General features: G+C 62.8%; 20 protein-coding genes. 14 read left to right on the top strand and 6 right to left on the bottom strand.

Features of this window, described 5'->3' with window-relative positions; genetic code table 11:
• Positions 1 to 157 precede the first annotated feature (157 nt).
• Positions 158 to 952 carry a class II aldolase/adducin family protein gene (locus HX807_RS10675; RefSeq protein ID WP_063031004.1) on the bottom strand — a complete coding sequence of 265 codons (795 nt, stop codon included), beginning with the start codon at positions 950 to 952 and terminating at the stop codon, positions 158 to 160.
• Positions 953 to 1059: 107 nt separating this feature from the next.
• On the bottom strand, positions 1060 to 1965 hold the full coding sequence (locus HX807_RS10670) for a LysR family transcriptional regulator (RefSeq protein WP_008434597.1): 906 nt from the start codon (positions 1963 to 1965) through the stop codon (positions 1060 to 1062).
• A 220-nt stretch (positions 1966 to 2185) separates the two neighbouring features.
• Between HX807_RS10670 and HX807_RS10665 the strand changes: the two genes are divergently transcribed.
• From HX807_RS10665 to HX807_RS10615, 11 genes are all read left to right on the top strand, one after another.
• Entirely contained in the window at positions 2186 to 2809 is a 624-nt protein-coding gene (locus tag HX807_RS10665; RefSeq protein ID WP_008434600.1) for a cysteine dioxygenase, read from the top strand.
• Positions 2806 to 4386, top strand: coding sequence for a rhodanese-related sulfurtransferase (locus tag HX807_RS10660; protein ID WP_102368807.1), 1581 nt, complete (start codon positions 2806 to 2808; stop codon positions 4384 to 4386). The genes HX807_RS10665 and HX807_RS10660 overlap by 4 nt, the downstream gene beginning before the upstream one ends.
• Before the next feature lie 102 nt (positions 4387 to 4488).
• Positions 4489 to 5445 carry an ABC transporter substrate-binding protein gene (locus HX807_RS10655; protein ID WP_134326341.1) on the top strand — a complete coding sequence of 319 codons (957 nt, stop codon included), beginning with the start codon at positions 4489 to 4491 and terminating at the stop codon, positions 5443 to 5445.
• A gap of 13 nt (positions 5446 to 5458) precedes the next feature.
• Positions 5459 to 6802, top strand: coding sequence for an LLM class flavin-dependent oxidoreductase (locus tag HX807_RS10650; protein ID WP_177049929.1), 1344 nt, complete (start codon positions 5459 to 5461; stop codon positions 6800 to 6802).
• 13 nt (positions 6803 to 6815) lie between these two features.
• Positions 6816 to 7820, top strand: coding sequence for an ABC transporter substrate-binding protein (locus tag HX807_RS10645; protein ID WP_003211303.1), 1005 nt, complete (start codon positions 6816 to 6818; stop codon positions 7818 to 7820).
• A 139-nt stretch (positions 7821 to 7959) separates the two neighbouring features.
• Positions 7960 to 9138: an acyl-CoA dehydrogenase family protein gene (locus HX807_RS10640; protein WP_177049927.1), complete on the top strand. Its 1179-nt coding sequence runs from the start codon at positions 7960 to 7962 to the stop codon at positions 9136 to 9138.
• A complete protein-coding gene (locus tag HX807_RS10635) occupies positions 9135 to 10094 on the top strand; it encodes a D-isomer specific 2-hydroxyacid dehydrogenase family protein (RefSeq protein ID WP_003211305.1) in 960 nt (319 codons plus the stop codon). Before HX807_RS10640 ends, HX807_RS10635 begins: the two co-directional genes overlap by 4 nt.
• A 309-nt stretch (positions 10095 to 10403) precedes the next feature.
• Positions 10404 to 12524, top strand: a complete 2121-nt coding sequence (locus HX807_RS10630; RefSeq protein WP_177049925.1) for a TonB-dependent receptor — start codon at positions 10404 to 10406, stop codon at positions 12522 to 12524.
• Positions 12525 to 12550: 26 nt separating this feature from the next.
• A complete protein-coding gene (locus HX807_RS10625) occupies positions 12551 to 14125 on the top strand; it encodes an FAD-dependent oxidoreductase (RefSeq protein ID WP_008434613.1) in 1575 nt (524 codons plus the stop codon).
• A gap of 25 nt (positions 14126 to 14150) precedes the next feature.
• Entirely contained in the window at positions 14151 to 14642 is a 492-nt protein-coding gene (locus HX807_RS10620; RefSeq protein ID WP_093197996.1) for a RidA family protein, read from the top strand.
• Between the two features lie 36 nt (positions 14643 to 14678).
• Positions 14679 to 17357: a TonB-dependent siderophore receptor gene (locus tag HX807_RS10615; protein ID WP_256349434.1), complete on the top strand. Its 2679-nt coding sequence runs from the start codon at positions 14679 to 14681 to the stop codon at positions 17355 to 17357.
• Between the two features lies 1 nt (position 17358).
• Here the strand turns inward: HX807_RS10615 and HX807_RS10610 are convergent, their stop codons facing one another.
• The 4 genes from HX807_RS10610 to HX807_RS10595 form a co-directional block, all read right to left on the bottom strand.
• Complete coding sequence (locus tag HX807_RS10610; protein WP_134326336.1) at positions 17359 to 18246, bottom strand: LysR family transcriptional regulator; 888 nt, start codon at positions 18244 to 18246, stop codon at positions 17359 to 17361.
• 182 nt (positions 18247 to 18428) lie between these two features.
• Positions 18429 to 19052, bottom strand: a complete 624-nt coding sequence (ycaC, locus tag HX807_RS10605; RefSeq protein ID WP_161635723.1) for an isochorismate family cysteine hydrolase YcaC — start codon at positions 19050 to 19052, stop codon at positions 18429 to 18431.
• Between the two features lie 18 nt (positions 19053 to 19070).
• Positions 19071 to 20909 carry an amidohydrolase gene (locus HX807_RS10600; RefSeq protein ID WP_003207313.1) on the bottom strand — a complete coding sequence of 613 codons (1839 nt, stop codon included), beginning with the start codon at positions 20907 to 20909 and terminating at the stop codon, positions 19071 to 19073.
• On the bottom strand, positions 20906 to 21496 hold the full coding sequence (locus tag HX807_RS10595; protein ID WP_177049923.1) for an antibiotic biosynthesis monooxygenase: 591 nt from the start codon (positions 21494 to 21496) through the stop codon (positions 20906 to 20908). The genes HX807_RS10600 and HX807_RS10595 overlap by 4 nt, the downstream gene beginning before the upstream one ends.
• Positions 21497 to 21666: 170 nt before the next feature.
• Here HX807_RS10595 and HX807_RS10590 point away from each other — a divergent pair, with 170 nt between their 5' ends.
• The 3 genes from HX807_RS10590 to HX807_RS10580 all read left to right on the top strand — a co-directional run bounded on the left by HX807_RS10590 (position 21667) and on the right by HX807_RS10580 (position 23389).
• On the top strand, positions 21667 to 22098 hold the full coding sequence (locus tag HX807_RS10590; RefSeq protein WP_177049921.1) for an AraC family transcriptional regulator: 432 nt from the start codon (positions 21667 to 21669) through the stop codon (positions 22096 to 22098).
• Between the two features lie 83 nt (positions 22099 to 22181).
• On the top strand, positions 22182 to 22904 hold the full coding sequence (locus HX807_RS10585) for a pirin family protein (RefSeq protein WP_177049918.1): 723 nt from the start codon (positions 22182 to 22184) through the stop codon (positions 22902 to 22904).
• Positions 22905 to 23041: 137 nt separating this feature from the next.
• Positions 23042 to 23389 (top strand): hypothetical protein, encoded by a 348-nt coding sequence (locus HX807_RS10580; protein WP_177049916.1) that lies wholly within the window; start codon positions 23042 to 23044, stop codon positions 23387 to 23389.
• Positions 23390 to 23475: the final 86 nt, after the last annotated feature.

The raw sequence follows: 23475 nt of genomic DNA, 5'->3' as shown, positions 1-23475 counted from the left end.
CCGAGCCTAGGCGAGGTGCCGAGTGGTGGGGCAAGAGCGTTTTGCTTACTTTTGCGCTGTTCAAAAGTGAGCCGCTGTAAGAGCGGAACCAATAGCGGCCATCACCCAAATAACGGATATACACCCACAACCAAGCGTAAATACCAAACCCACAACGTCAAAGTTTGTAATCAGTATCCGTACGCTCCAATTGCCGAATCAACGCATTCCAGTGCCGCGCCACCCCCGGCCCATCCCCGCTCTTGAACACTTCTGCCTGCTTCTCCACCTTGGCCACCACCTCCGCCGGCGGAAAGATCAACTCGGCATTCCCCCCCGCCTGCGCCGCAATCTGGATATTGCACGCCCGCTCCAGCCCCTGCAGCTGCTGGAACGCATGCTCCACACTCACCCCCGCCGTCAGCAATCCATGGTTGCGCAAGATCATCACACTCTTGTCCCCCAGGTCCGCCACCAACCGCTCACGCTCATCCAGGTCAAGGGCCACACCTTCATACCCGTGGTACGCAACGCGCCCGGAAAACCCGATGGAATGCTGGGAGATCGGCAACAACCCGTCCTTCTGCGCCGACACCGCAATACCGTCGCGCGTATGCGTATGCAGCACGGCCTGCAAATCGTGGCGAGCCCCATGGATAGCGCTGTGGATCACATAGCCCGCATAGTTGATCCCCAGGCCCGTAGGGTCATCGACAATCGTGCCGTCGATATCCACCTTGACCAGATTCGAAGCGCTGATCTCATCGAACAACAGCCCGTAGGCATTGATCAGGAAATGCTCCTCAGGCCCCGGCACCCGGGCGGAGAAGTGCGTGTAGATGTGGTCGGTCCACTTGTACAAGGCCGCCAGCCGATAGGCCGCCGCAAGTTTAACGCGCACCTCCCACTCTTCCGGGGTAACCCGCTGGCGGACGTTGTTCGAGACACTGGAGATCGAGGTGACGCTGCTCATGGCAAAACTTCCTGGATGGCCTTAAGGACTTCCAGGCAAGCCTAGGGGATGACCAAAAATAATAAAAAGCACATTTTAATCTAAGCTAATTATTATTTTTTTTCATATCACGCCGCATTGCGCACCTTGTGCAACGACGCCGCCACCAGCTTGCCAAACGCGTCCACCGGCCCTTGCAGGTTGCCCAGGAAATGCGGGTAGATCAGCCACAGGTCCATCACCGGCTTGAAGTCCTTCAGTGGCATGGCCGCCAGTTGATCGCGATGGGCGCTGCGCTCCAGCAGCGGGCGTGGCACCAGGCCGAGGCCCAGGCCGTCAGCCACCAGGCCCAACTGTAGCTCGGTGCCGAAGGTCTCCAGGTTGACCCGCAACGCCAGGCCCTGGTCCGACAGGGTGCGTTGCAACCCGGCACGGAAACCGCAGCCATCCGGGTTCAGGATCCAGCCATTCTGGTACACGTCCGCCAGCTTGCAGGGCTTCTTCGGCAGTTGGGCCTTGGCACACACCACCACCAGTTCCATCTTGCCGATGGACTCGCCGACGATGTTGTCCGGGAAGATCTTGCCCGCCGGAAACAGCGCCGCCGCCGCGTCCAGTTCGCCGCGCTCGATCTTGCCCACCAGTTGGCTGCCCCAGCCGGTAGCCACCTGGGCCCGCAGCTCGGGGAATTCACTGCGCAGGTGCTTGAGGGCGTCCAGCAACACCACGTCGCCAATGGTCTGCGGCACCCCCAGGCGCAGCAGGCCGGTGGGCGGCGCGTCGGTGGCCACCAGTTCCCGCAGGGCGTCCATTTCCCGAAGGATCGAACGGCACTGTTCATACACCCGCGTTCCGATCAAAGTAGGCTTGAGCGGCTTGGTGTTGCGGTCGAACAACTCCACCCCCAGCGCCTGCTCGAAGTTCTGCACGCGACGGGTAATGGCCGGCTGGGTCAGTTGCAGCGACTCGGCGGCATGGCTGATGGACTGGCAACGAATCACTTCGACAAAGGCATCGATATCGTCAATTTTCATTTGGGCCGCACATAGAGAACAGTCATTAAGATGTGTGAAAAGCATAGTTCCATAAACGGTGGCTGGATAGCCCAACCCCCGGATCGATAACGTCTAACGCTATTCAAACCGGTTCTAAATTACTTTCCGCTATAACCTAATCATTAAAAAATAGCATATTAACTATAAACATTATGCTTAGATAAACCCATCACCACGAACCACCCACGATGGAATTGTCATGACCCAGGCCCGACACCCGGAGAGACTCAGAGCATTCATTGGCGCCCTGGCGGAATTGATCGACGGCAACCCTCGCGAAGGCGACCTGCTGCACCGCGGCGGCAAGCTGCTGGCGCAACTGGTCAGCCACGATGACTGGCTGCCGGACGAGTTTGCCCAACCCGACCCCGAGCGTTATCAGCAATTCCTGCTGCACGCCGATTCGCGCCAGCGCTTCAGCATCGTCAGCTTTGTGTGGGGGCCGGGGCAGACCACGCCGATCCATGACCATCGCGTGTGGGGGCTGATCGGCATGCTGCGCGGTTCCGAGTATTCCCAGGGCTTTGAGCGTAACGCCGAGGGCGCACTGGTCGCCGACGGCAAGCGCATCCAGCTGGAACCCGGCCAGGTGGAAGCCGTGTCGCCGAAGATCGGTGACATCCATCAAGTCAGCAATGCCTTCAGTGACCAGGTGTCCATCAGCATTCATGTGTATGGCGCCAACATCGGTGCGGTACGCCGCGCCGTGTACCAGCCGGACGGCAGCGAGAAACTGTTTATCTCCGGTTATTCCAACGCTTTTCTCCCGAACATCTGGGATTTGTCCAAAGACGCCCTGTCCAAAGAGAGCCCTGCCCCATGACTGTATCGAACCGCAGCTTCGCCCAGATTCGCCAGGCCCTGCTGGACCGTGAAGAAGTCGCCCTTGTGGATGTGCGCGAGGAAGCGCCTTTCGCCGAATCCCACCCGCTGTTCGCCGCGAATATCCCGCTGTCGAAACTGGAACTGGAAGTGTATTCACGCATCCCACGCCGGGATACCCAGGTGACGGTGTACGACAACGGTGAAGGCCTGGCACAGATCGCCGCCCAGCGCTTGCAGGCGCTCGGCTATACCGAGGTCAGCCTGCTGGAAGGCGGCCTGGACGGTTGGCGCAGCGCCGGTGGCGAGCTGTTTATCGACGTCAACGTGCCAAGCAAATCCTTTGGCGAGCTGGTGGAAAGCCAGCGCCACACACCGTCGCTCGCGGCTGAAGAAGTGCAGGCGTTGCTCGACAGCAACGCCGACGTGGTGGTGCTCGACGCCCGCCGCTTCGATGAATACCAGACCATGAGCATTCCCACCGGCATCAGCGTGCCCGGCGCCGAACTGGTGCTGCGCGCCCGTGAGCTGGCACCGGACCCGGCCACCCGCATTATCGTCAACTGCGCCGGGCGTACCCGCAGCATCATCGGCACCCAGTCGCTGATCAATGCCGGCATCGCCAACCCGGTGTCTGCCCTGCGCAACGGCACCATCGGCTGGACCCTGGCCGGGCAGAAGCTGCAACACGGCCAGGCTCGACGCTTCGCGCCGACCTCGGAAGAACACCGCCAGATCGCCGCCAGGGACGCCCGCCAAGTCGCCGACAAGGCCCGCGTAGGCCGCGCCACCCTCGCCGACCTGCAACGCTGGCAGCAGGAAGCGGCGCGCACCACTTACCTGTTCGACGTACGCACCCCGGAAGAATTCGAAGCCGGCCACCTGCCCGGCTCGCGCTCCACACCGGGCGGCCAACTGGTGCAGGAAACCGATCACGTCGCCAGCGTACGCGGCGCCCGGCTGGTACTGGTGGATGACGACGGCGTGCGGGCCAATATGTCTGCGTCCTGGCTCGCACAACTGGGTTGGGAAGTGCATGTGCTGGATGACCTGCAACCTGCGCACTTCAGCGAACCGGGGGCCTGGGTTGCCCCCGTCCCGGCGCCGCAACAGGCCGAGTTGATCAGCCCGCACACCCTCGCCGAATGGCAGGCTCATGGCGACACCGCAGTACTGGATTTCACCGCCAGCGCCAACTACGTCAAGCGCCACATTCCCGGTGCCTGGTGGGCGTTGCGCGGGCAGTTGCCCGAAGCCTTGCGCAAGGTGCCTGCTGCCGAACGCTACGTGTTGACCTGTGGCAGCAGCCAGCTGGCGCGCCTCGCGGTAGCGCAAGTCGAAGCGCTGACCGGCAAGCCCGTGTTCCTGCTGCAGGACGGCACTGCCAGCTGGATCGCCGCGCAACTGCCGCTGGAGGAAGGCGAGACCCGCCTCGCTTCACCGCGCATCGACCGCTACCGCCGCCCGTACGAAGGCACCGACAATCCGAAGGAAGCCATGCAGGCCTACCTCGACTGGGAGTTCGGCCTGGTGGACCAGCTGGCCCGCGACGGCACCCACGGGTTTTATGTGATCTGAACACCCCCAGGAGCGAGCCCGCTCGCTCCTCTTCCCACTACCAGCCGACCCCTTCTCCAGGCGGAGGCGACTGAACGCAAGACCTAGCCTGGAGCCCGCCTGATGCGCTTTACCCTTGCCCTTTTACTGGCCACCCTCACCCTGGGTGCGACTTGCCAGGCCGCCGACCTGCAGCCCCTGCGAGTGGCCAACCAGAAATCCACCATCAAGGCGCTGCTGGAAGTCGCCGGCGAAACCCGGGATGTGCCCTACGAAATCCAGTGGTCCGAGTTCCCCGCCGCCGCACCGCTGGGCGAAGCCCTCAACGCCGGGGCCGTGGACATCGGCGCGCTGGGGGATGCGCCCTACGTGTTCGCCCTCGGTGCCGGAGCACCGCTGAAGGTGGTGAGCATCATCCACGCCGAAGGCCGCAACACCACCGCACTGATTGTTCCGAAAGATTCCCCGATCCACGATCTTGCCGACCTCAAGGGCAAGCGCATCGTCACCACCCGCGGCTCCATCGGGCACTTCCTGGCGATCAAGGCGCTGCGCAGCGCCGGCCTTTCCACCCACGACGTGCAGTTCATCTTCCTGCTGCCCAGCGAGTCACGGCTGGTGCTGGATAACGGCACCGCCGATGCCTGGTCGACCTGGGACCCCTACACCACCGTGGTCACCAGCCAGAGCCAGGCAAGAGTTCTTGCCAGCGGCAACAACCTGCTGAGCAATCACCTGTACCTCGCCGCCACCAGCAAGGCAATTGCCGACAAGCGCGTGCAGCTGGACGACTTCGTGGCCCGGGTCGACCGCGCCTACCGCTGGAGCAACGATCACCCGCAGGCGTTCGCCGCCGCCATGGCCAAAATCACCGGCTTGCCGCTGGAGGTGCACGTAGCCGTGGCCAACGCCACCCATATGCAACCGGTGGCGATTGACGACTCGGTGATCAGCGGCCTGCAAACCACCGCCGACATCTATCAGGACGAAGGCCTGCTGACCAAGCACATCGACGTCTCCCAAGGCTTCGACAAAAGCTTCAACGCCAAACGTGCCCCGCTTACCCAGGCTTCCCGCTAAAAGGAGAGAGAACATGAGCAAACGCCAACTGAAACTCGGTGCCATGGTGCACGGCGTCGGTCACGGCTGGGGCGAATGGCGCCACCCGCAGGCGCAACCCAATGCCAGCGTCAACTTCGGGTTCTACAAGCATCAGACGCAACTGGCCGAAGGCGCGAAGTTCGACTTCGTGTTCATCGCCGACAGCCTGCATATCCATGAAAAATCCAGCCCGCACTACCTCAACCGTTTTGAGCCGCTGACCATTCTTTCGGCCCTGGCGGCCCTGACCTCGAACATCGGCCTGGTGGCGACCGTCACCGTGAGCTACACCGAACCGTTCCAGGTGGCACGCCAGTTCGCCTCCCTGGACCACATCAGCGGCGGCCGCGCCGGCTGGAACGTGGTGACTTCGTGGCTCAGCGGCACCGCCGACAACTTCGGCAAGGCCGAGCACCCGCCCCACGCCGTGCGCTACCGCATCGCCAGGGAGCATGTGAATGTGGTCAAGGGCCTGTGGGATTCCTGGGAAGACGATGCCTTTGCGTACAACAAGCAAAGCGGCGAATTTTTCACCCCTGGCAAGCTGCATGCACTGGAACACAAAGGCGAGTTTTTCTCGGTCAAGGGCCCGCTGAATATCGCCCGCTCGCGCCAGGGCCAGCCGGTGATTTTCCAGGCGGGCACTTCCGAGGACGGGCGCAATTTTGCCGCCGAAAACAGCGACGCGATTTTTGTCCATGCCGAGACCTTCGACGAAGCCAAAGCCTACGCCCAGGACTTGAAGAAACGCGCCCGCAGTTTTGGCCGTGATGCTGATCAGTTATCGATCCTGCCGGGCATCCGGCCGATTGTTGGCCGCGACGAAGCCGAGGTGGAAAGCCGCTATCAGCAAGCTGTGGAGCTGGTGACCGTCGAGGACGCAATCGTCGCCCTGGGCCGCCCGTTCAACGACCACGATTTCAGCAAGTACCCGCTGGACGACCCCTTCCCGGAACTCGGCGACCTGGGCTCCAACAGCCAGAAAGGCGGCTCCGACCGCATCAAGCAACTGGCCCGCGATGAACGCCTGACCCTGCGGGAAGTGGCCCTGCGGTTCTCCCGGCCCAAGCGCGATTTTGTCGGTACCCCGGAGCAGGTCGCCGACGCGATCCAGACCTGGTTCGAAGCCGGCGCGGCCGACGGCTTCATCATCAATTCACTGCTGCCGGACGGCTTGCAGTACTTCACCGAGCTGGTAGTGCCGGTGCTGCAACAACGCGGGCTGTTGCGCAGCGAATACAGCGGCGCCACCCTGCGGGAAAACCTTGGCCTGGACGTGCCGGCGAACCGCTACAGCACCCCGTTCGAAACTCAACCAACGCAGATCGCCATCTGACCAGGGCACGACCATGACGAACACGATCAAACACGGACAGTTCAATCGTCGCGGCTTCCTGGGTGCCAGTTCGATTGCCCTTGGCGCGCTGGGCCTCGCCTCGCTGGTGCCCCGGGCTTTCGCTGCACCTGCGAAGCTCTCGGACCTGACCCTGGCCGTCGCCACCTACCGTGGCCAGGACTCGTACTTCACCGACGACGCCGGCACTTCCAACACGCCCTATAAAGTCGACTACGCCGAGTTCGCCGGCGGCAACCTGATCGTCGAAGCGCTGGCCTCCGGCAGCCTGGACATTGGCGGCATGAGCGAGATCCCGCCGATCTTCTCGATCCAGAGCCACCGCGAGCCGAAGCTGATTGCGGTGCTGCAAGGTGACGTGAATAACCAGGTGATCCTGATTCCCAAGGAGTCGAAAATTGAATCCATCGCCCAGTTGAAAGGCAAGCGTGTGGGCTATGTGCGCTCCACCACCTCGCACTACTTCTTGATCAAGGCCTTGAAGGAGCAAGGGCTGACCTTCAACGACATCACCCCCGTGGCACTCACGCCACAGGACGGTTTCAGCGCGTTCCAGAGTGGCCAGCTGGACGCCTGGGTGATCTACGGGGTGTTTATCCAGCTGGCGAAATTCCGCAGCGGCGCCCGGGTATTGAAAACCGCCCTCGGCTACCTCTCCGGCAACTACCTGATCGGCGCCCGCCCCGCTGCCCTGGAAGACCCGCTGCGCAAACAGGCGATCCAGGATTACTTGCAGCGCCAGGCGCGCACGCTGGAATGGATGAACAACAACCCTGAGCCGTGGGCTGAAAAATCGGCGAAGTTGCTCGGTGTGGACAAGGCCGTGTTCCTCGACGTGTACAACAACCGCAGCCAGCCCTACAGCGTGATCGAGGTGAACGACCAGGCCATCGCTTCGCAGCAGGAAGTGGCGGACCTGTTCTTCAATGCCGGGGTATTGAACGAGCGGCTGGATGTCAGCCCGTTGTGGGACCGGCAGTTCAAGTTGCTGCCGATATAACCCGCCTTCGAAAACGCCGAATAACCCATGTGGGAGCGGGCTTGCTCGCGAAAGCGGTGGATCAGCCAACGGATGTGCAACCTGACACACCGCTTTCGCGAGCAAGCCCGCTCCCACATTTTGAACGAGTACACCCATCATGAGCCTTTCTTCTCAACCGTCACTGCGCTCCGTGGAAGTGGCCAATTTCGAAGCCTTGCTGGAACGCCTCAGCGCCCAGCTCGCCGCCACTGCACACATCGTTGATGAAAGCGGCACCTTCCCCCACGACAACTTCAAGCTGCTGCACGAACACGGCCTTGTCGCCCTGACCGTGCCCAAGGCCCTCGGCGGTGGCGGTGCCAACCTGAGCCAGGCGCGCAAGGCCATCAGCGCGATTGCCAAGGGCGAGCCGTCCACCGCGTTGATCCTGGTGATGCAGTACCTGCAACACACGCGCCTGCAAGACAGCAAAACCTGGCCGCCCGCCCTGCGCACCCAGGTCGCCGAAGACGCTGTGCGCAATGGGGCGTTGATCAATGCCCTGCGCGTCGAACCCGACCTCGGCACCCCGGCCCGTGGCGGCCTGCCCGCGACCATCGCCCGGCGTACCGCCGCCGGCTGGCGCATCAGCGGGCGCAAGATCTACTCCACCGGCAGCCATGGCCTGAGCTGGTTCAGCGTGTGGGCCCGCAGCAGCGATGAAGACCCGTTGGTAGGCGCCTGGCTGGTGCCCAGGGACAGCCCCGGCATCAGCATCATCGACACCTGGGACCACCTCGGCATGCGCGCCACCTGCAGCCATGAAGTGGTGTTCGACAACGTGCTGGTGCCGCTGGACCACGCGGTCAGCGTCAGCCCCTGGAGCGCACCGCAAGCGGAACTGGACGGTGACGGGTTCCTGTGGATGTCGGTACTGCTCTCATCGGTGTACGACGCCGTGGCCCAGGCCGCGCGCGACTGGCTGGTGGAGTGGCTGGAACAACGCAAGCCGTCCAACCTCGGCGCCGCGCTGTCGACCTTGCCGCGCTTTCAGGAGACCGTCGGGCATATCGACACTCTGCTGTTTGCCAACCGCAGCCTGCTGGACGCCGCCGCCGACGGGCACACCCCGGCAGCCCACGCCGCACAGATCAAATACCTGGTGACCGGCAACGCGATCCGTGCCGTCGAGTTGGCCATCGAGGCGTCCGGCAATCCCGGCCTGTCCCGACACAGCCCACTGCAGCGGCATTACCGCGACGTGCTGTGCAGCCGCGTGCATACCCCGCAGAACGACGCGGTGCTGCAAGGCGTCGGCAAGGCCGTCTTCGCTCAACGACACAAGGAACGCCCATGAGCCAGGTGATTATCGCCAGCCAGCTGGACGAAGATTTCAATCAAGTCATCCGCCAGCGCCTGGCCCTCACGCACCCCGGTGCAGAGGTGATCAGCGTGCCGGCCGGTGTGCCCAGCGACTTGCCGGCCCAGGCCAATATCCTGCTGGCCCGGCCGATCAATGTGCGCGGCTACACCGCGCCGGACACACCGCCCCCGGGTTGGCCGTACGGCGTGCAGTGGATCCAGGTGGTGTCGTCGGGCATCGACTTCTATCCCAGGTGGCTGTTCAACGGGCCGCCGGTGAGCACCTCACGGGGCAGCGCCGCCGAAAACCTCGCCGAGTTCGCCCTCGCGGCAATCTTCGCGGCGGCCAAGCATTTGCCGGATATCTGGGTAAAGGATGCCCAGTGGCAGTTCACCCCGCTGCGCCCGCTCAAGGGCACCACCCTGGGGATTCTCGGGTTTGGCGCGATTGGCCGCAGCCTGGCGCAGAAGGCTCATGGGTTGGGGATCAAGGTGGTGGCATTACGCCAAACTGACACGCCGTTTGACGTAGAGGGTGTGGAAGCGGCGCGGGATATCCATGACCTGTTTGCGCGTTCCGATCACCTGGTGCTGGCAGCGCCACTGACCGAGGCCACACGGCATATCGTCGATCGGGAGGCGCTGGCGAATGCCAAGCCAGGGTTGCACCTGATCAATATTGCCCGGGGAGGATTGGTGGATCATGAGGCGCTGCTGGAGGCGCTGGACAGCGGCCATATCGGGCTGGCTTCGCTGGATGTGACCGAGCCCGAGCCATTGCCGGACGGGCATGCGTTGTATGGGCATCCGAGGGTCAGGGTGTCGCCGCATACGTCAGCGATTTCGACCAATAGCCGGCATGACATTGCGGACAGTTTTCTGGGCAATCTGGAAAGGTATCTGAGTGATCGGCCGCTGGAAAACCTCGCTGATACCCAACGCGGTTACTAAGCCCAACAGAAATCAAAATGTGGGAGCGGGCTTGCTCGCGAATGCGGTGTTTCAGTCACTATCAATGTTGACTGAGCGACCGCATTCGCGAGCAAGCCCGCTCCCACATTTGTTTTTTGTCGGCTGAAAAATATCATCAGCCTTACGCATCACATTCAAACCAATACATACCTGTTTTTTATAATTAACTTATAACTAATCGGACTTTTACGCCCGGCATTTATACAAATACTGTTACATCCAGTACCGACCCCTGACCAGGTGGAGGCCCAATTTTGCCTAAACCGTCAACCACCTCAGGGGTCCATCATGAGTCCTACCGCCGTACCCAATCGCCTGGCACTGGCCATCTCCCTCGCCCTGTTCGGCCTTTCCGTTCACGCCGACGACGCCGCCCTGCCGGTGGTCAATGTCACCGCCGAGCACCGCAGCGAAGACCTGCAAAAAACCCCGCTGGCGATTTCCGCGTTTGATGAAAAGGCCCTGGAAGACAAGCAGATCAACAGCGTGCGCGACCTCTCGGGCCAGGTGCCGAACCTGACACTCAGCCGCCAGTCGATCTCCTACAGCGCGCAGACTTACGGCATTCGCGGTATCGGTGAAACCGACCCGATCCAGGAAGCCGCCGTCGCCGTGTATGCCGATGACCTGTACATCCCGCGTGCGATTTCGTCGATGCTCGACTTCAACGATGTGGAGCGTGTCGAAGTGCTGCGCGGGCCCCAGGGCACCCTCTACGGGCGCAACAGCAGCGCCGGTGCGATCCGCGTGATCACCCGCGATCCGACCCAGGAAACCCGTGGTTTTGTAGAGCTGGGCGCCGGCAACTACGACGCGCAGAACGCACGCCTGCTGATCAGCGGCCCGCTGGTGGACAACGCGCTGTTCGGCAGTTTCTCGGCGATCCGCCTGAGCCGCGACGGCACCGTCTCCGACCCCACCCGGGGCAAGGATGTAAACAACGTCGACATCCAGTCCTACCGCGGCAAGCTGCGCTACAAGCCGGTGGATTCGCCGTGGGATGTGCAACTGACCCTGGCCGGTACCTTCGACCGGGGCGACACCACCAGCTACACGCCTTTCGACGCCAACGGGCATTTCGACAAGTTCAAGAGCTACAGCAGCCTCGACCCGAAAAACCGCCTGGACCAGGGCAGCTCGGTACTGCGGGCGATTTACGCGATCAATGACAACCTGAACTTCAAGTCGGTGACCGCCTACTCGGCGTTCCACCAACCGGTGGACTACGACAACTCAGGGCAAGCCGCGCTGATCCAGAACAACCTGATCCTGTACAAGCAGAACTATGCGACCCAGGAGTTCCAGCTCAACGGCGACTACGACGATTTCAGCTTCAGCACCGGGGTGTACCTGTACCGCGAGAAGTTCGACGCCGACCGCGACAACCTTACCTATTCCATCGCCCGCAATCGGGTGATCGGCCAGGGCCAATACAGCACCACCAACACCGAAAGCTATGCGCTGTATGGCCAGGGCACCTACAAGCTGACGCAACAACTGTCGCTGATCGCCGGCCTGCGCTTTACCCGCGAGCACAAGAATTTCGACTTCACCAACTACGCGATCAACACCGACCGGCAAATCACCGGCACCAACTTCACCGCCGAGTCGAGCAAATCCTGGCAGTCCACCAGCCCGAAGATCGGCTTCGAATACGCCTGGACCCCGCACCTGAACCAGTACGCCTACGTCGCCAAGGGCTTCAAGGCCGGTGGCTACGACAACCGCGCCCCCACCCAGGCCGCCGCCGAACAGGCGTTCTCCCCGGAAGACGTGACCACCTGGGAAACCGGGGTCAAGGGTGACTTCTTCGACCAGCGCCTGCGGGCCAACGTCGCGCTGTTCTACAACGACTACAAAGACCTGCAAACCAACGCCTATGACCCGGCGCTGGGGGTGAGCCTGCGCACCAACGTCGGCCGTGCCCACACCTACGGCGTGGAGCTGGAAACCCTCACCGCCCTGAGCCGCGACCTGCAACTGACCGCCAACGTCGGCTACCTGCAAAGCAAGTACGACGACTTCCAGAACGCCAGCGGTGCCGGGGTGGATGCCAACGGCAAGCAACTGGTGTTCTCGCCACGCTGGAACGCGAGCGTTGGCCTGAACTACACCATCCCGGCCGGGCTGCCGGGCACCTGGCTGGCAGGCACCGATGCGCAGTTCCAGACCAAGTCCTACGCCAACGCATTGAACGACGACATCCAGGAAATCCCGCAACAGACCTTCTGGAACGCCAACACCCGCTACATCAGCGGCGACGGCCACTGGACCACCACCCTGGCGGTGAAAAACCTGCTGGACCGCGCCTACCCGCAGTCGGTGGGCTACGTGCCCTCCAGCGGCGCCCGCTACTACTCGGTCAACGACCCGCGAACCCTGTTGCTGACCGTGCGCTACGACCTCTGACAAACCGCTATCTCAAGGAGCGAATCATGGCTTTTACCCGCAGGGAACTGATTTCCCGTATTGCCGCCGTGGGCGGTTATTCCGCCGCTGTCAGCGCATTGGGCGCGCTGGGGTTGACGCCTCAGGCGGTGGCATCGAGCTTTACCCCACTGCAATTGGGCAGCACCGGCAAAGGCAAGCAGGTAGTGGTAGTCGGCGCCGGGATCTCCGGGCTGGTCAGCGCCTATGAGCTGCGCAAGGCCGGGTTCAACGTGACGATCCTGGAAGCCCGCGACCGGGTGGGTGGACGCAACTGGACCCTGCGCCGAGGCACCAAGGTCGATTTCGACGACGGCGTCAGCCAGACCGTCGACTTTGATGACGGGCAGTTTTTTAACGCCGGCCCCGCGCGTATTCCCAGCCACCACCAGACGATCCTCGGCTACTGCCGCGAGCTGGGTGTGGAGCTGCAAGTACTGGTCAACAGCAGCCGCAACGCCCTGGCCCGGCCGGATACGCAGCAACCGGCGTTCCAGTTGCGCCAGGCGGTCAACGACACCCGCGGCCAACTCTCGGAACTGCTGGCCCGCACAGTCAGCCGCAAGGCGTTGGACCAGGACCTGAGCGTGGATGACCGCAAAGCGTTGCTGAGTTTCCTCAAAGTGTACGGCGACCTCAACGGCGACCTGCAATACAAGGGTTCGGTGCGCTCCGGCTACACCCGCGTGCCCGGCGCCGGCGACCAGACCGGCGTGACCCGCGCGCCGCTGGAGCTGCAGACCCTGCTCAATCCCAAGCTGTGGGGCGCGCTGGTGTTCGATGAAATCCCGGAGTTTTCCTCCACCATGTTCCAGCCGGTGGGCGGCATGGACCGCATTCCGTATGCCTTCTACGAGCATCTGAAAGATGCGGTGCGCTTCAACGCCGAAGTCAGCGATATCCAGACCTCGGAGCAAGGCAGCCGGATCACCTACCGCGACCGTATCAGCGGCAAGACCCAGGTGCTGAGTGCCGACTACGCGATTGTCACCGTGCCCTTGCCGCTGCTGGCCAAGCTGCCAACCAACTTCACGGCACCCTTCAAGCAGGCGATCCAGACCGCGCAAAGCGACCAGGCCAACAAGGTGGCCTGGCAGGCGCCGCGCTTCTGGGAAACCGACTTCAACATCTACGGCGGCCTGTCGTACCTCGACCATGAAGTCAAAGGCCTGTGGTACCCCAGCGACCGCCTCAACAGCGCCCAGGGGATTCTGGTGGCGGCCTACAACACCAGTGAATCGGCCCAGGCCTTCAGCCAGAAATCCCTGGCCGAACAGTTCGCCTCCTCACGCCAGGCGGTGGAGCTGTTGCACCCCGGCCACAGCGCCAAGTTGCAAAAACCGGTGGCGATCAACTGGTCGAAAGTCAGCTACAGCAAGGGCCCGTGGATCGTCAACGACGAGGTCGGCGAAAGCGCCTACCGCCTGCTCAACGAGCCCCAGGGCCGCACGTACCTGGCCAGCGACGCCCTCGCCCACGGCGGCGTCGGCATCTGGCAGAACAGCGCCGCCGATTCGGCGCGGCGCATCGTCTCGCTGATCGGCCGGCATGCCGAACGCCAGCAACCGGGCGTCGCCGCCTGACTTTTCTCTCTCAAGGAATGAACCGATGAAGACGCTTTTTGCAGGACTGCTGATGACCGCCACCACCCTTGCCGCCCACGCCGATGAGATCAAGCGCGTGCCGCTGCCGAACTCGAATTTCCCGATCTCATTGGCGGTGTCGGTGCCGCCGCAGACCGAGCTGCTGTTTGTGAGTGGGTTGCTGGCCGACCTGCATGACCCCAAGGCGCCGAAAGACTCGTTTGCCGCCTATGGCGACACGGCCATCCAGACCACGTCGATCCTCAACAAGCTCAAGGGTGTGCTGCAAAGCCAGGGCCTGGATTTGGGAGATGTGGTGCAGCTGCGGATATTTCTGGTGGGCGATCCAGCCAAGGGCGGCAAGCTTGATTTTGCCGGGTTGCAGGAAGGCTACACGCCGTTCTTCGGCAGTGCCGAGCAGCCGAAAAAACCGGCGCGCACCGCGGTGCAAGTCGTCGCGTTGCCATTGCCCGGCGGGCTGGTAGAAATCGAAGCGGTTGCCGCGCGCAAACGCTGACAGGGACATCACTCGAGACCAAGGAGCTCCACTCTCATGCGAAAATTCAACTGGCTGACGGCACCTTTGTGGCGAGGGAGCTTGCTCCCGCTGGGGCGCGCAGCGGCCCTGAAGCCTGACTCCGCAATTTCCTCGGAAGACCGTATTGGGGCTGCTACGCAGCCCAGCGGGAGCAAGCTCCCTCGCCACAGCAAGCTTCCTCACCACAGCAAGCTCCCTGGCCACAGCAAGCTCGCTCATCGTAAAAGGCTACACCGGTACAATCATCTGAAACTCCTGCCGCTCTCGCTGGCGTGCGGCCTGGCGTCCTTCGGCGTCGAATCTGCCGAAGACCGCTCCCCCACCCTCGACACCGTGGTGGTCACCGGCAACCGTGGCGCCGAACAACGCACCGTCACCACCAGCCCCACGCCGATTGATGTGATCAGCGGCGAACAACTGCGGGCCGTGGGCAAGCCGAGTTTGCTCGAAGCGTTGGGCAAGCTCATCCCCTCGTTCAACCTGCCCGACCGCGCCGGCTGGGATGCCAGCGGCGTGGTGCGTTCGGCCACCCTACGCGGCCTCACCGCCTCTCACGTACTGGTGCTGGTCAACGGCAAACGCCGCCATACCAGCGCCACCCTGAACATCAACGGCATCAACAGCGGCGCGGCCCCCAGCGACCTCGACCTGATCCCGGTGGCTGCCATCGACCATGTGGAGGTGCTGCGCGACGGTGCAGCGGCGCAATACGGCTCGGATGCGATTTCCGGGGTGATCAACATCATCCTCAAGCAGACCACCGGCGGCAGTTCCGACACCACCCTGGGCCAGAACTACGACGGCAAGCGCGGCACCGGCCAGGAGGCGCTGAACTATGGCTTCCAGGTGGGGGAAGCCGGGGTGCTCAACGTGTCCCTCGACACCCGCTACCAGGAGCGCGACAACAAGGCCGGCAGCAACGGCTACAGCAGCCATTACTACCCGCTGGCGGACGGTTCCCCCGACCCGCGCGAAGCCACCTCCAGCCACCACACCTACAAAGGCTACGGCTCGCCCCGCAGCCAGTTGGGCGATGTGGCGTACAACCTCGACCTGCCGCTGAACGACAACCTGACGCTGTACTCGTTTTCCACCCTGGCCACCCGGGAGAACAACGACGGCCAGAACTTCCGCCTGCCCAACGGCCGCAACACCATCACCACCGGGCCCAATGGTTACCCCGACGGCTACAGCCCGTACTGGTTGGTCAACGAGACGGACTTCCAATCGGCTTTCGGCGCCAAGGGCAACGACCTTGGCGGCGGTTGGGGTTGGGACCTGAGCAGCACCTACGGGCGCAACTACGCCAAGCAGCGCACCTACGACAACCAGAACCCGTCCCTGGGCGAAAGCACACCGAACAAGTTCACCTCCGGGATCTACATCGCCGACCAGCTCACCACCAACCTCGACCTGAAAAACACCTACGAGATCGGCCTGGCCAAGCCGCTGGACGTGGCGTTCGGCCTGGAGCACCGGCGCGAAAGCTACGAGACCCGCGCCGGCTCCGAGGCTTCCTATATCGATGGCGGCTACGTGTTCCCGGCAGGCCATCCGCGTGCCGGGCAGCGTCCCGATCCGGGGGCTCAGGTCACCAACGGCATCCGTCCGGAAGACGCGCAGAAGGTCAGCCGCAACAGCGTCGCCAGCTATGTCGACCTCGGGTTCTACCCCACCGAGCAGTGGTACATCGGCGTGGCCGGACGCTACGAACATTACAACGAAGGCGTCGGCGGTACCCGCAGCGGCAAGCTCAGCACGCGGTATGCGTTCAACCCGGTGTTCGCCCTGCGCGGCACCGTGAGCAACGGCTTTCGCGCACCGTCCCTGGCCAACGAGATCTTTACCGCACGCTCCACCGGGTTCGACACCATCAATGGCGTGTACCAGTCGTATAACTACGTGATCCTGCCGGTGGATTCCGCCGGCGCTCAGGCATTGGGTGCCAAGTCACTGAAGCCGGAGCGCTCGACTAACTTCAGCCTCGGTTTCGCCGTGACCCCAAGCGATGCCTTGAGCCTCACGGTGGACGGCTACGTGATCAACCTGCGGGACCGCCTGGTGCTCAGCGAACGCTTCCAGGGCCCAGGCATTGCCTCCCTGCTGGACAGCATCGGCGTACCGGCCACGGCGGGCGCACAGTACTTCACCAACGGCGCCAACACCCGCACCTCCGGGGTGGACGTGGTGGGCAACTACCGGCAGAACCTCGACCGCTACGGCTCGGTGAAATGGACGGCGGCGCTGAACTACAACCACACGCAGATCCTCAGCGTCAACGACACCCCGGCGCAGCTCGCCGCCCTGGGCAACTTCCAGTTGATGGGTCGCCAGTCACGGGCACTGATCACCAAGACCTCACCCAGCAGCAAGATGATCTTCTCCGCCGACTGGGCGATCCACGACTTCGACGTCAACCTGCGCCTGACTCGCTACGGCACCTACACCGAGGTCAACAGCTCCAGCGACGCGAGCCTGGACCGCACGTATTCGGCCAAGTGGATCACTGACCTCGACGTGGCCTACGCGATCAGCAAACAGCTGACGGTGGCCGTAGGTGCGCAGAACCTGTTCGACAAATACCCGGATCACATCGGCGTGAAGAACTCGTCGTTCGGCGATAACTGGGGCAGCTATTCGCCGTTCGGGTTTACCGGCGGGTATTACTACAGCCGGGTGCAGTACGCGTTCTGATTCAACAACCGCCGGCCAGGCGTTCACGCAGGAACTCGATCAACGCCTGCACCGGGCGCGAGCTCTGGCGGTGCTGGGGGTAAACGGCGGAAAGGGTCAGGGGTTCGGGCGCACAGTCTTCCAGCAGCGTCACCAGGCGGCCGTCCTGCAAGGCTTGGGCAACGATAAAATTGGGTAGGTAGGTGATGCCCAACCCGGCCACGGCGGCATCCCGCAGCAACTCACCGTTGTTGACCCGCATGCGCCCGCTGACGTTGCGGGTGTGGGGTTTGCCATCGACCTTGAAGTGCCATTGCACCTGGCGACCATGGCCGTAAGGCAGGCATGCGTGATCGGCCAGGTCATCGGGACTCTGCGGCGTGCCGTGGCGGGCCAGGTAGTCGGGACTGGCGCAGTAGACGCGCTGCACATTGGCGATGCGTCGGGCGATCAGGGTCGAATCCTCGAGGGTGCCGATGCGCAGCACCAGGTCGTAGCCTTCGCTGATGAGGTCTACCGGGCGGTCGCTGAGGTCCACCTCCACGGTGACATGAGGGTGGCGTTGCAGGAACAGCGGCAACAGGCAACCCAGGTGCGCCATGGCAAACGACAACGGCGCGCTCAGGCGAATGGTGCCTCGGGGCTCGGTGTTTTGCCCGGCGATGCCCTGCTCCACTTGCTCGACTTCACTGAGCAGGCGCAGGGCGGATTCGTAGTAACTCTGGCCCAGCGGCGTGACGTCCAGGCGGCGGGTGGAGCGGTTGAGCAGGCGTACGCCGAGGCGCTCTTCCAGCTGGATCAGGCGGCGGCTGACAAATTGCTTGGACAGGCCAAGATGCTCGGCGGCAGCGGTGAAACTGCCGGATTCCATGACCTGGCAAAACAGGCGCATGTCTTCGAAGGGGTTCATTGTCGCTTCTCGGTGGACGCTGGGCTGTTTTATAGCCGGTCAGTCGCCACACCACAAATCAAAATGTGGGAGCGGGCTTGCTCGCGAAGGCGGTGGGTCAGTCGGTACATGTATTGACTGGCACACCGCCTTCGCGAGCAAGCCCGCTCCCACATTGGATTACCTGCATATCAGAGAGCGGTTTATTTGGCCGTCAGCGCCGAGTAGCTGTTCATCAAATTGCGATAGTTGGGAATACGCGGCGACAGCAGATTCGCCAGGCCTTCCATGTCGTTGCGCCAGTCCACCTGCAGCTCGCAGGCCACCGAGAACCAGTTCACCAGCTGTGCACCGGCCGCCGTCATGCGTGCCCACGCCGCCTGTTGCACGGTCTCATTGAAGGTGCCCGAAGCATCGGTGACCACAAACACTTCAAACCCTTCAGCCAGGGCCGACAGCGTCGGGAAGGTCACGCACACGTCGGTCACCACCCCGGCAATGATCAGTTGCTTGCGGCCGGTGGCTTTCACTGCCTTGACGAAGTCTTCGTTGTCCCACGCGTTGATCTGGCCAGGGCGCGGGATGTACGGCGCGTCCGGGAACAGTTCTTTCAGCTCCGGCACCATCGGGCCGTTGGGGCCGCTTTCGAAACTGGTGGTGAGGATAGTCGGCAGCTTGAAGAACTTGGCCAGGTCCGCCAGGGCCAGCACGTTGTTCTTGAACTCGTTGGGCGAGAAGTCCTGCACCAGGGAAATCAGGCCGGTTTGGTGATCCACCAGCAGGACCACGGCGTCATCTTTGTTCAGGCGTTTGTAAGTCATGGGAATACTCCTTTGAGGTTAGATTCAGAAGGCAAAACACGAGCAGCCAAACGCGCCCCAGAAACCCTGGAAGTCGCTGACCGGCACGTTCGAGAGACGCGCCCGTTCATGGCTATGGGCATGCACGCCACAGGGGCCGCTGCACTGGTGCACCTGGGCTTGCAGCGCTGACGCCGGGCGCCAGTGGCCCGGTACCTTGACCACCGGCGACCAGTCCGGCAGCACCGGCACGCTGGGTGGTGCGAAATCTTCAAAGTCGCCGGCGCCGTACACCACCTTGCCGCCGACCACGGTGAGTACCGATTCGATCCACTTGATGGCTTCCTCGTCGACACTGAAGAAGTCCGCCGACAGTGCCGCCACGTCCGCCAGTTGGCCGACCTTGATCTGGCCCTTCTTGCCTTGCTCGGAGGAGAACCAGGCGCTGCCGTGGGTGAACAGTTCCAGGGCCGTCAGCCGGGGCAGCCCCTCGGCGTGCAGTTCCAGCCCGCCGACGGTGCGGCCGCTGACCATCCAGTACAGCGAGGTCCAGGGGTTGTAGCTCGACACCCGGGTGGCGTCGGTGCCAGCGCCCACCGGCACGCCTTCGGCGAGCATGCGTTTGATCGGCGGCGTGGCCTCGGCGGCCTTGGCGCCGTAGCGCTCCACAAAGTACTCACCCTGGAACGCCATGCGGTCCTGGATCGCGATGCCGCCGCCCAGCGCCCGCACGCGCTCGATGTTCTGCGGGGTGATGGTTTCGGCGTGGTCGAAGAACCATGGCAAGCCGTTGAACGGGATGTCGCGGTTGACCTTCTCGAACACGTCGAGCATCCGCGAGATCGACTCGTTGTAGGTGGCGTGCAGGCGGAACGGCCAGCGCTGTTCCACCAGGTGGCGCACCACCGGCTCCAGTTCCTGCTCCATGGTCAGCGGCAGGTCTGGGCGTGGTTCGAGGAAGTCTTCGAAGTCGGCCGCCGAGAACACCAGCATTTCGCCGGCGCCGTTGTGGCGCAGGTAGTCGTCGCCCTGATGCAGGGTCACGCTGCCGGTCCAGTTCTTGAAGTCGCTGAGTTCTTCCTTGGGCTTCTGGGTGAACAGGTTGTACGCGATGCGCACGGTCAGTTGCTGGTCCTTGGCCAACTGTTCGATCACGGCGTAATCGTCGGGATAGTTCTGGAAACCACCGCCGGCGTCGATGGCACTGGTCAGGCCCAGGCGGTTGAGTTCGCGCATGAACTGGCGGGTGGAATTCACCTGGTATTCCAGGGGCAGTTTCGGGCCCTTGGCCAGGGTCGCGTAGAGAATCATCGCGTTGGGCCGCGCCACCAGCATGCCGGTGGGGTTGCCGTTGTGGTCGCGCACGATCTCGCCGCCGGGCGGGTTCGGCGTGTCCTTGGTGTAGCCGGCCACCCGCAGGGCGGCACGGTTGAGCAAGGCACGGTCATACAGGTGCAACACGAACACCGGCGTATCGGGGGCGGCCTGGTTGAGCTCGTCGAGGGTGGGCATGCGTTTTTCGGCGAACTGGAATTCGTTCCAGCCGCCCACCACCCTCACCCACTGCGGCGTGGGCGTGCGGTCAGCCTGATCCTTGAGCATGCGCAGGGCATCGGCCAGTGACGGCACGCCTTCCCAGCGCAGTTCGAGGTTGTAGTTCAGGCCGCCACGGATCAGGTGCAGGTGCGAGTCGTTGAGGCCAGGGATTACAGTGCGACCCTTGAGGTCGATGACCTGGGTACCACTGCCGCGCAGGGCCATGGCTTCGCCGTCGGTGCCCACCGCGACGAAGCGTCCCTGGTGGATCGCTACTGCCGTGGCGCGGGGATTTTCACGGTCCACGGTGTGGAACTGGCCATTGAACAGAATCAGGTCGGCGTTCATAGGGTTTCCTTTACAGAGGCTTCAAGCCAGGGCGCGAACAGGCGGGTGGCCGCCGGCATCAGCAGGTAAACCACCAGTAAAACGATGGTCAGGGTGACCAGGAAGGTGGCGACGATGTAGTTGGACAGGAACGGGTGCAGCCGCAGTACCGGGCCCCAGATGATCGGCACCAGCAAGGTCAGCGGCAGGATCACCAGCAGCGTGACCACTGCCTGTTTCCAGCGCGGCGGCTTGGCGGCAGCATCGGCCAGGGGCGAGAACCAGAACTCGTTGACCGCGCCGACTTCGGTCTGGTCGCCGTCGGCCAGCATCGGTGCGGCTTGGTTGATCAGCTCCAGGCGCTGCGGCGAATCGAGCCAGCGCTCCAGGTCATCGGTGGAGCGGTAACGCAGCACGCAGGTGAATAGCGCCAACCCGCCCTGTTTACTGCGCACCACGTCAACGCCGAGGTGGCCGGGACGCTCACCGGCAATACGCACGATGCGTCGCAGCCAGGCTTCGTAGTCGGCTTCAAGCCCGGGTTTTATGCGGTGCTTGACCACCAGGGTCACGACCTCGTCCGGCCCGCCTTGTGCTGTTGAGTCCATCGTGCCCTTCCCCTGGATGCTTGAACGTTCGCGCTAGTGTGCGACGGCCCGATCCAGAAAAATTGCATGCATGTGCTCAGTTCAACACATGCTTGCAGCGGTCTACACTGGGGATTCATTCACCGGTAAGGTGTGTGAAAACAAGCGCCCATCGACCACGGATAGCGATCATGGCTCAACCAGCAGCTGCAACCGGAACCCTGTGTTCAGAGCGGGAACAGAGGGTCAAGCAATTGATCCTCGCCAATCTTGCTGGCCCCCTGGAGGTGACGGAACTGGCTCGCGCCTGTGAGCTGTCCCGCAGCCATTTCTCCAGGGCCTTCAAGCGCACCACCGGTGTATCGCCCCAGGAATGGATTCGCCAGCAACGCATCAAGCAGGCCAAGGTGCTGATCACCGGCTCCGCCCTGAGCCTGACGCAGATCAGCCAGGAATGCGGGTTCTGCGACCAGGCGCACTTCTGTCACCTGTTCAGCCGCAGCGAAGGCGTGAACCCAATGGCCTGGCGCAAACTTCAGCTGCGCTACCGCCATCATCTGCGGACGGCACAGCTGGCGATCGTCAACCTAAAAGAGACAGTCATTCCGATTTTAGCTTCTTAATCAACCTATCGTTAACCAGTAATCTTCTCCTCACACCGAAGCCCTGCATCTCGCAGCCAGGCTTCCCTTGAGGAGAACACCCCATGCTGACCCTTCGCAAAGCCTCGGAACGCGGCGCCGCCAATCACGGTTGGTTGAAGTCGTTCCACACCTTCTCGTTCGCCAACTACTGGAATCCCAAAGAACAGGGTTTTTCCGACCTGCTGGTGATCAACGATGACCGGGTTGCCGCCGGCAAGGGCTTCGGCCAACACCCGCACCGCGACATGGAGATTTTCTCCTATGTGCTCGAAGGCGCCCTGGAACACAAGGACACCCTGGGCACCGGTTCGGTGATCCGCCCCGGCAATGTGCAACTGATGAGCGCCGGCAGCGGCGTGGCCCACAGCGAGTTCAACCACAGCCACACCCAGGGCGTGCACTTCCTGCAAATCTGGATCGTGCCGGATGTGGCGGGCGCCGAACCGCGCTATCAGCAGGAGCACTTCACCGAGGCGCAGAAACGCGGCCGGTTGCAGTTGATCATCTCGCCGGAAGGCACCGACGGCTCCCTAGGCGTGCGCCAGGACGCGCGGGTGTATGCCGGGCTGTTCAACGGCTTTGAAACCGCCAGCCTGCCGCTGGCCCCGGAACGCTACGCCTACATCCATGTGGCGCGGGGCAGCGTTGAAGTCAATGGCCAGCGCTTGCACGAAGGCGACGGCGCCCGAGTGCGCGATGAGCGGGAGATTCACCTGAGCCATGGGGAGGACGCCGAGGTGCTGGTGTTCGACCTGCGCCCTCGGGAACTGCCAGAAATGCCGTGATGAGCGACGCGATGGCCCGGGAAAACGGGCCATCGCTGGCGTCGATAGTCACCATCAGCCCAATGAAGTTCTCTTAAAAAATCTGCCGCGTAACATCGCATCCATACCAACCAACGACTTTCCCGGAGCACACCCTCATGAAACGCCAACTCTTGCTTAGCCTCGCTTTCTCGGTACTTGCTGTAAGCGCCTTTACCCAACCTGCCCTCGCTGAAGGCGGCGCGGATCGCCTGATGGACAGCCGCGTGGCTGAGGGTGGGTCTGACCGTATGCTGGAACGCCGCGTTGCTGAAGGCGGGTCTGATCGCCTGCTGGAACGTCGTGTTGCTGAAGGGGGCGCTGAACGTCTCCAGGGCAACCGTGTAGCTGAAGGTGGTGCTGACCGTCTTCAAGAAAACCGTGTAGCTGAAGGTGGTGCTGACCGTCTTCAAGAAAACCGTGTAGCTGAAGGTGGCGCTGACCGCCTGATGGAAAACCGCGCGTAACCCCTGTCGTTCGCGGTTCACCCCCAGCCGGCCTGATCAGCCGGCTTTTTTTCGCCTGCTGTTAACTGATCCTCACAAGCGCCACG

The organism is Pseudomonas sp. D8002 (assembly GCF_013385695.1).
GTDB lineage: Bacteria > Pseudomonadota > Gammaproteobacteria > Pseudomonadales > Pseudomonadaceae > Aquipseudomonas.
Note: the sequence above shows the minus strand (reverse complement) of the source record. Positions and strands in the feature narration are given on the sequence as shown.

Excerpts from the sequence above, each read along its gene's own strand:
- HX807_RS10675 (WP_063031004.1), bottom strand. The coding sequence starts at position 952 with ATGAGCAGCGTCACCTCGATCTCCAGTGTCTCGAACAACGTCCGCCAG.
- HX807_RS10670 (WP_008434597.1), bottom strand. The coding sequence starts at position 1,965 with ATGAAAATTGACGATATCGATGCCTTTGTCGAAGTGATTCGTTGCCAG.
- HX807_RS10665 (WP_008434600.1), top strand. The coding sequence starts at position 2,186 with ATGACCCAGGCCCGACACCCGGAGAGACTCAGAGCATTCATTGGCGCC.
- HX807_RS10660 (WP_102368807.1), top strand. The coding sequence starts at position 2,806 with ATGACTGTATCGAACCGCAGCTTCGCCCAGATTCGCCAGGCCCTGCTG.
- HX807_RS10655 (WP_134326341.1), top strand. The coding sequence starts at position 4,489 with ATGCGCTTTACCCTTGCCCTTTTACTGGCCACCCTCACCCTGGGTGCG.
- HX807_RS10650 (WP_177049929.1), top strand. The coding sequence starts at position 5,459 with ATGAGCAAACGCCAACTGAAACTCGGTGCCATGGTGCACGGCGTCGGT.
- HX807_RS10645 (WP_003211303.1), top strand. The coding sequence starts at position 6,816 with ATGACGAACACGATCAAACACGGACAGTTCAATCGTCGCGGCTTCCTG.
- HX807_RS10640 (WP_177049927.1), top strand. The coding sequence starts at position 7,960 with ATGAGCCTTTCTTCTCAACCGTCACTGCGCTCCGTGGAAGTGGCCAAT.
- HX807_RS10635 (WP_003211305.1), top strand. The coding sequence starts at position 9,135 with ATGAGCCAGGTGATTATCGCCAGCCAGCTGGACGAAGATTTCAATCAA.
- HX807_RS10630 (WP_177049925.1), top strand. The coding sequence starts at position 10,404 with ATGAGTCCTACCGCCGTACCCAATCGCCTGGCACTGGCCATCTCCCTC.
- HX807_RS10625 (WP_008434613.1), top strand. The coding sequence starts at position 12,551 with ATGGCTTTTACCCGCAGGGAACTGATTTCCCGTATTGCCGCCGTGGGC.
- HX807_RS10620 (WP_093197996.1), top strand. The coding sequence starts at position 14,151 with ATGAAGACGCTTTTTGCAGGACTGCTGATGACCGCCACCACCCTTGCC.
- HX807_RS10615 (WP_256349434.1), top strand. The coding sequence starts at position 14,679 with ATGCGAAAATTCAACTGGCTGACGGCACCTTTGTGGCGAGGGAGCTTG.
- HX807_RS10610 (WP_134326336.1), bottom strand. The coding sequence starts at position 18,246 with ATGAACCCCTTCGAAGACATGCGCCTGTTTTGCCAGGTCATGGAATCC.
- HX807_RS10600 (WP_003207313.1), bottom strand. The coding sequence starts at position 20,909 with ATGAACGCCGACCTGATTCTGTTCAATGGCCAGTTCCACACCGTGGAC.
- HX807_RS10595 (WP_177049923.1), bottom strand. The coding sequence starts at position 21,496 with ATGGACTCAACAGCACAAGGCGGGCCGGACGAGGTCGTGACCCTGGTG.
- HX807_RS10590 (WP_177049921.1), top strand. The coding sequence starts at position 21,667 with ATGGCTCAACCAGCAGCTGCAACCGGAACCCTGTGTTCAGAGCGGGAA.
- HX807_RS10585 (WP_177049918.1), top strand. The coding sequence starts at position 22,182 with ATGCTGACCCTTCGCAAAGCCTCGGAACGCGGCGCCGCCAATCACGGT.
- HX807_RS10580 (WP_177049916.1), top strand. The coding sequence starts at position 23,042 with ATGAAACGCCAACTCTTGCTTAGCCTCGCTTTCTCGGTACTTGCTGTA.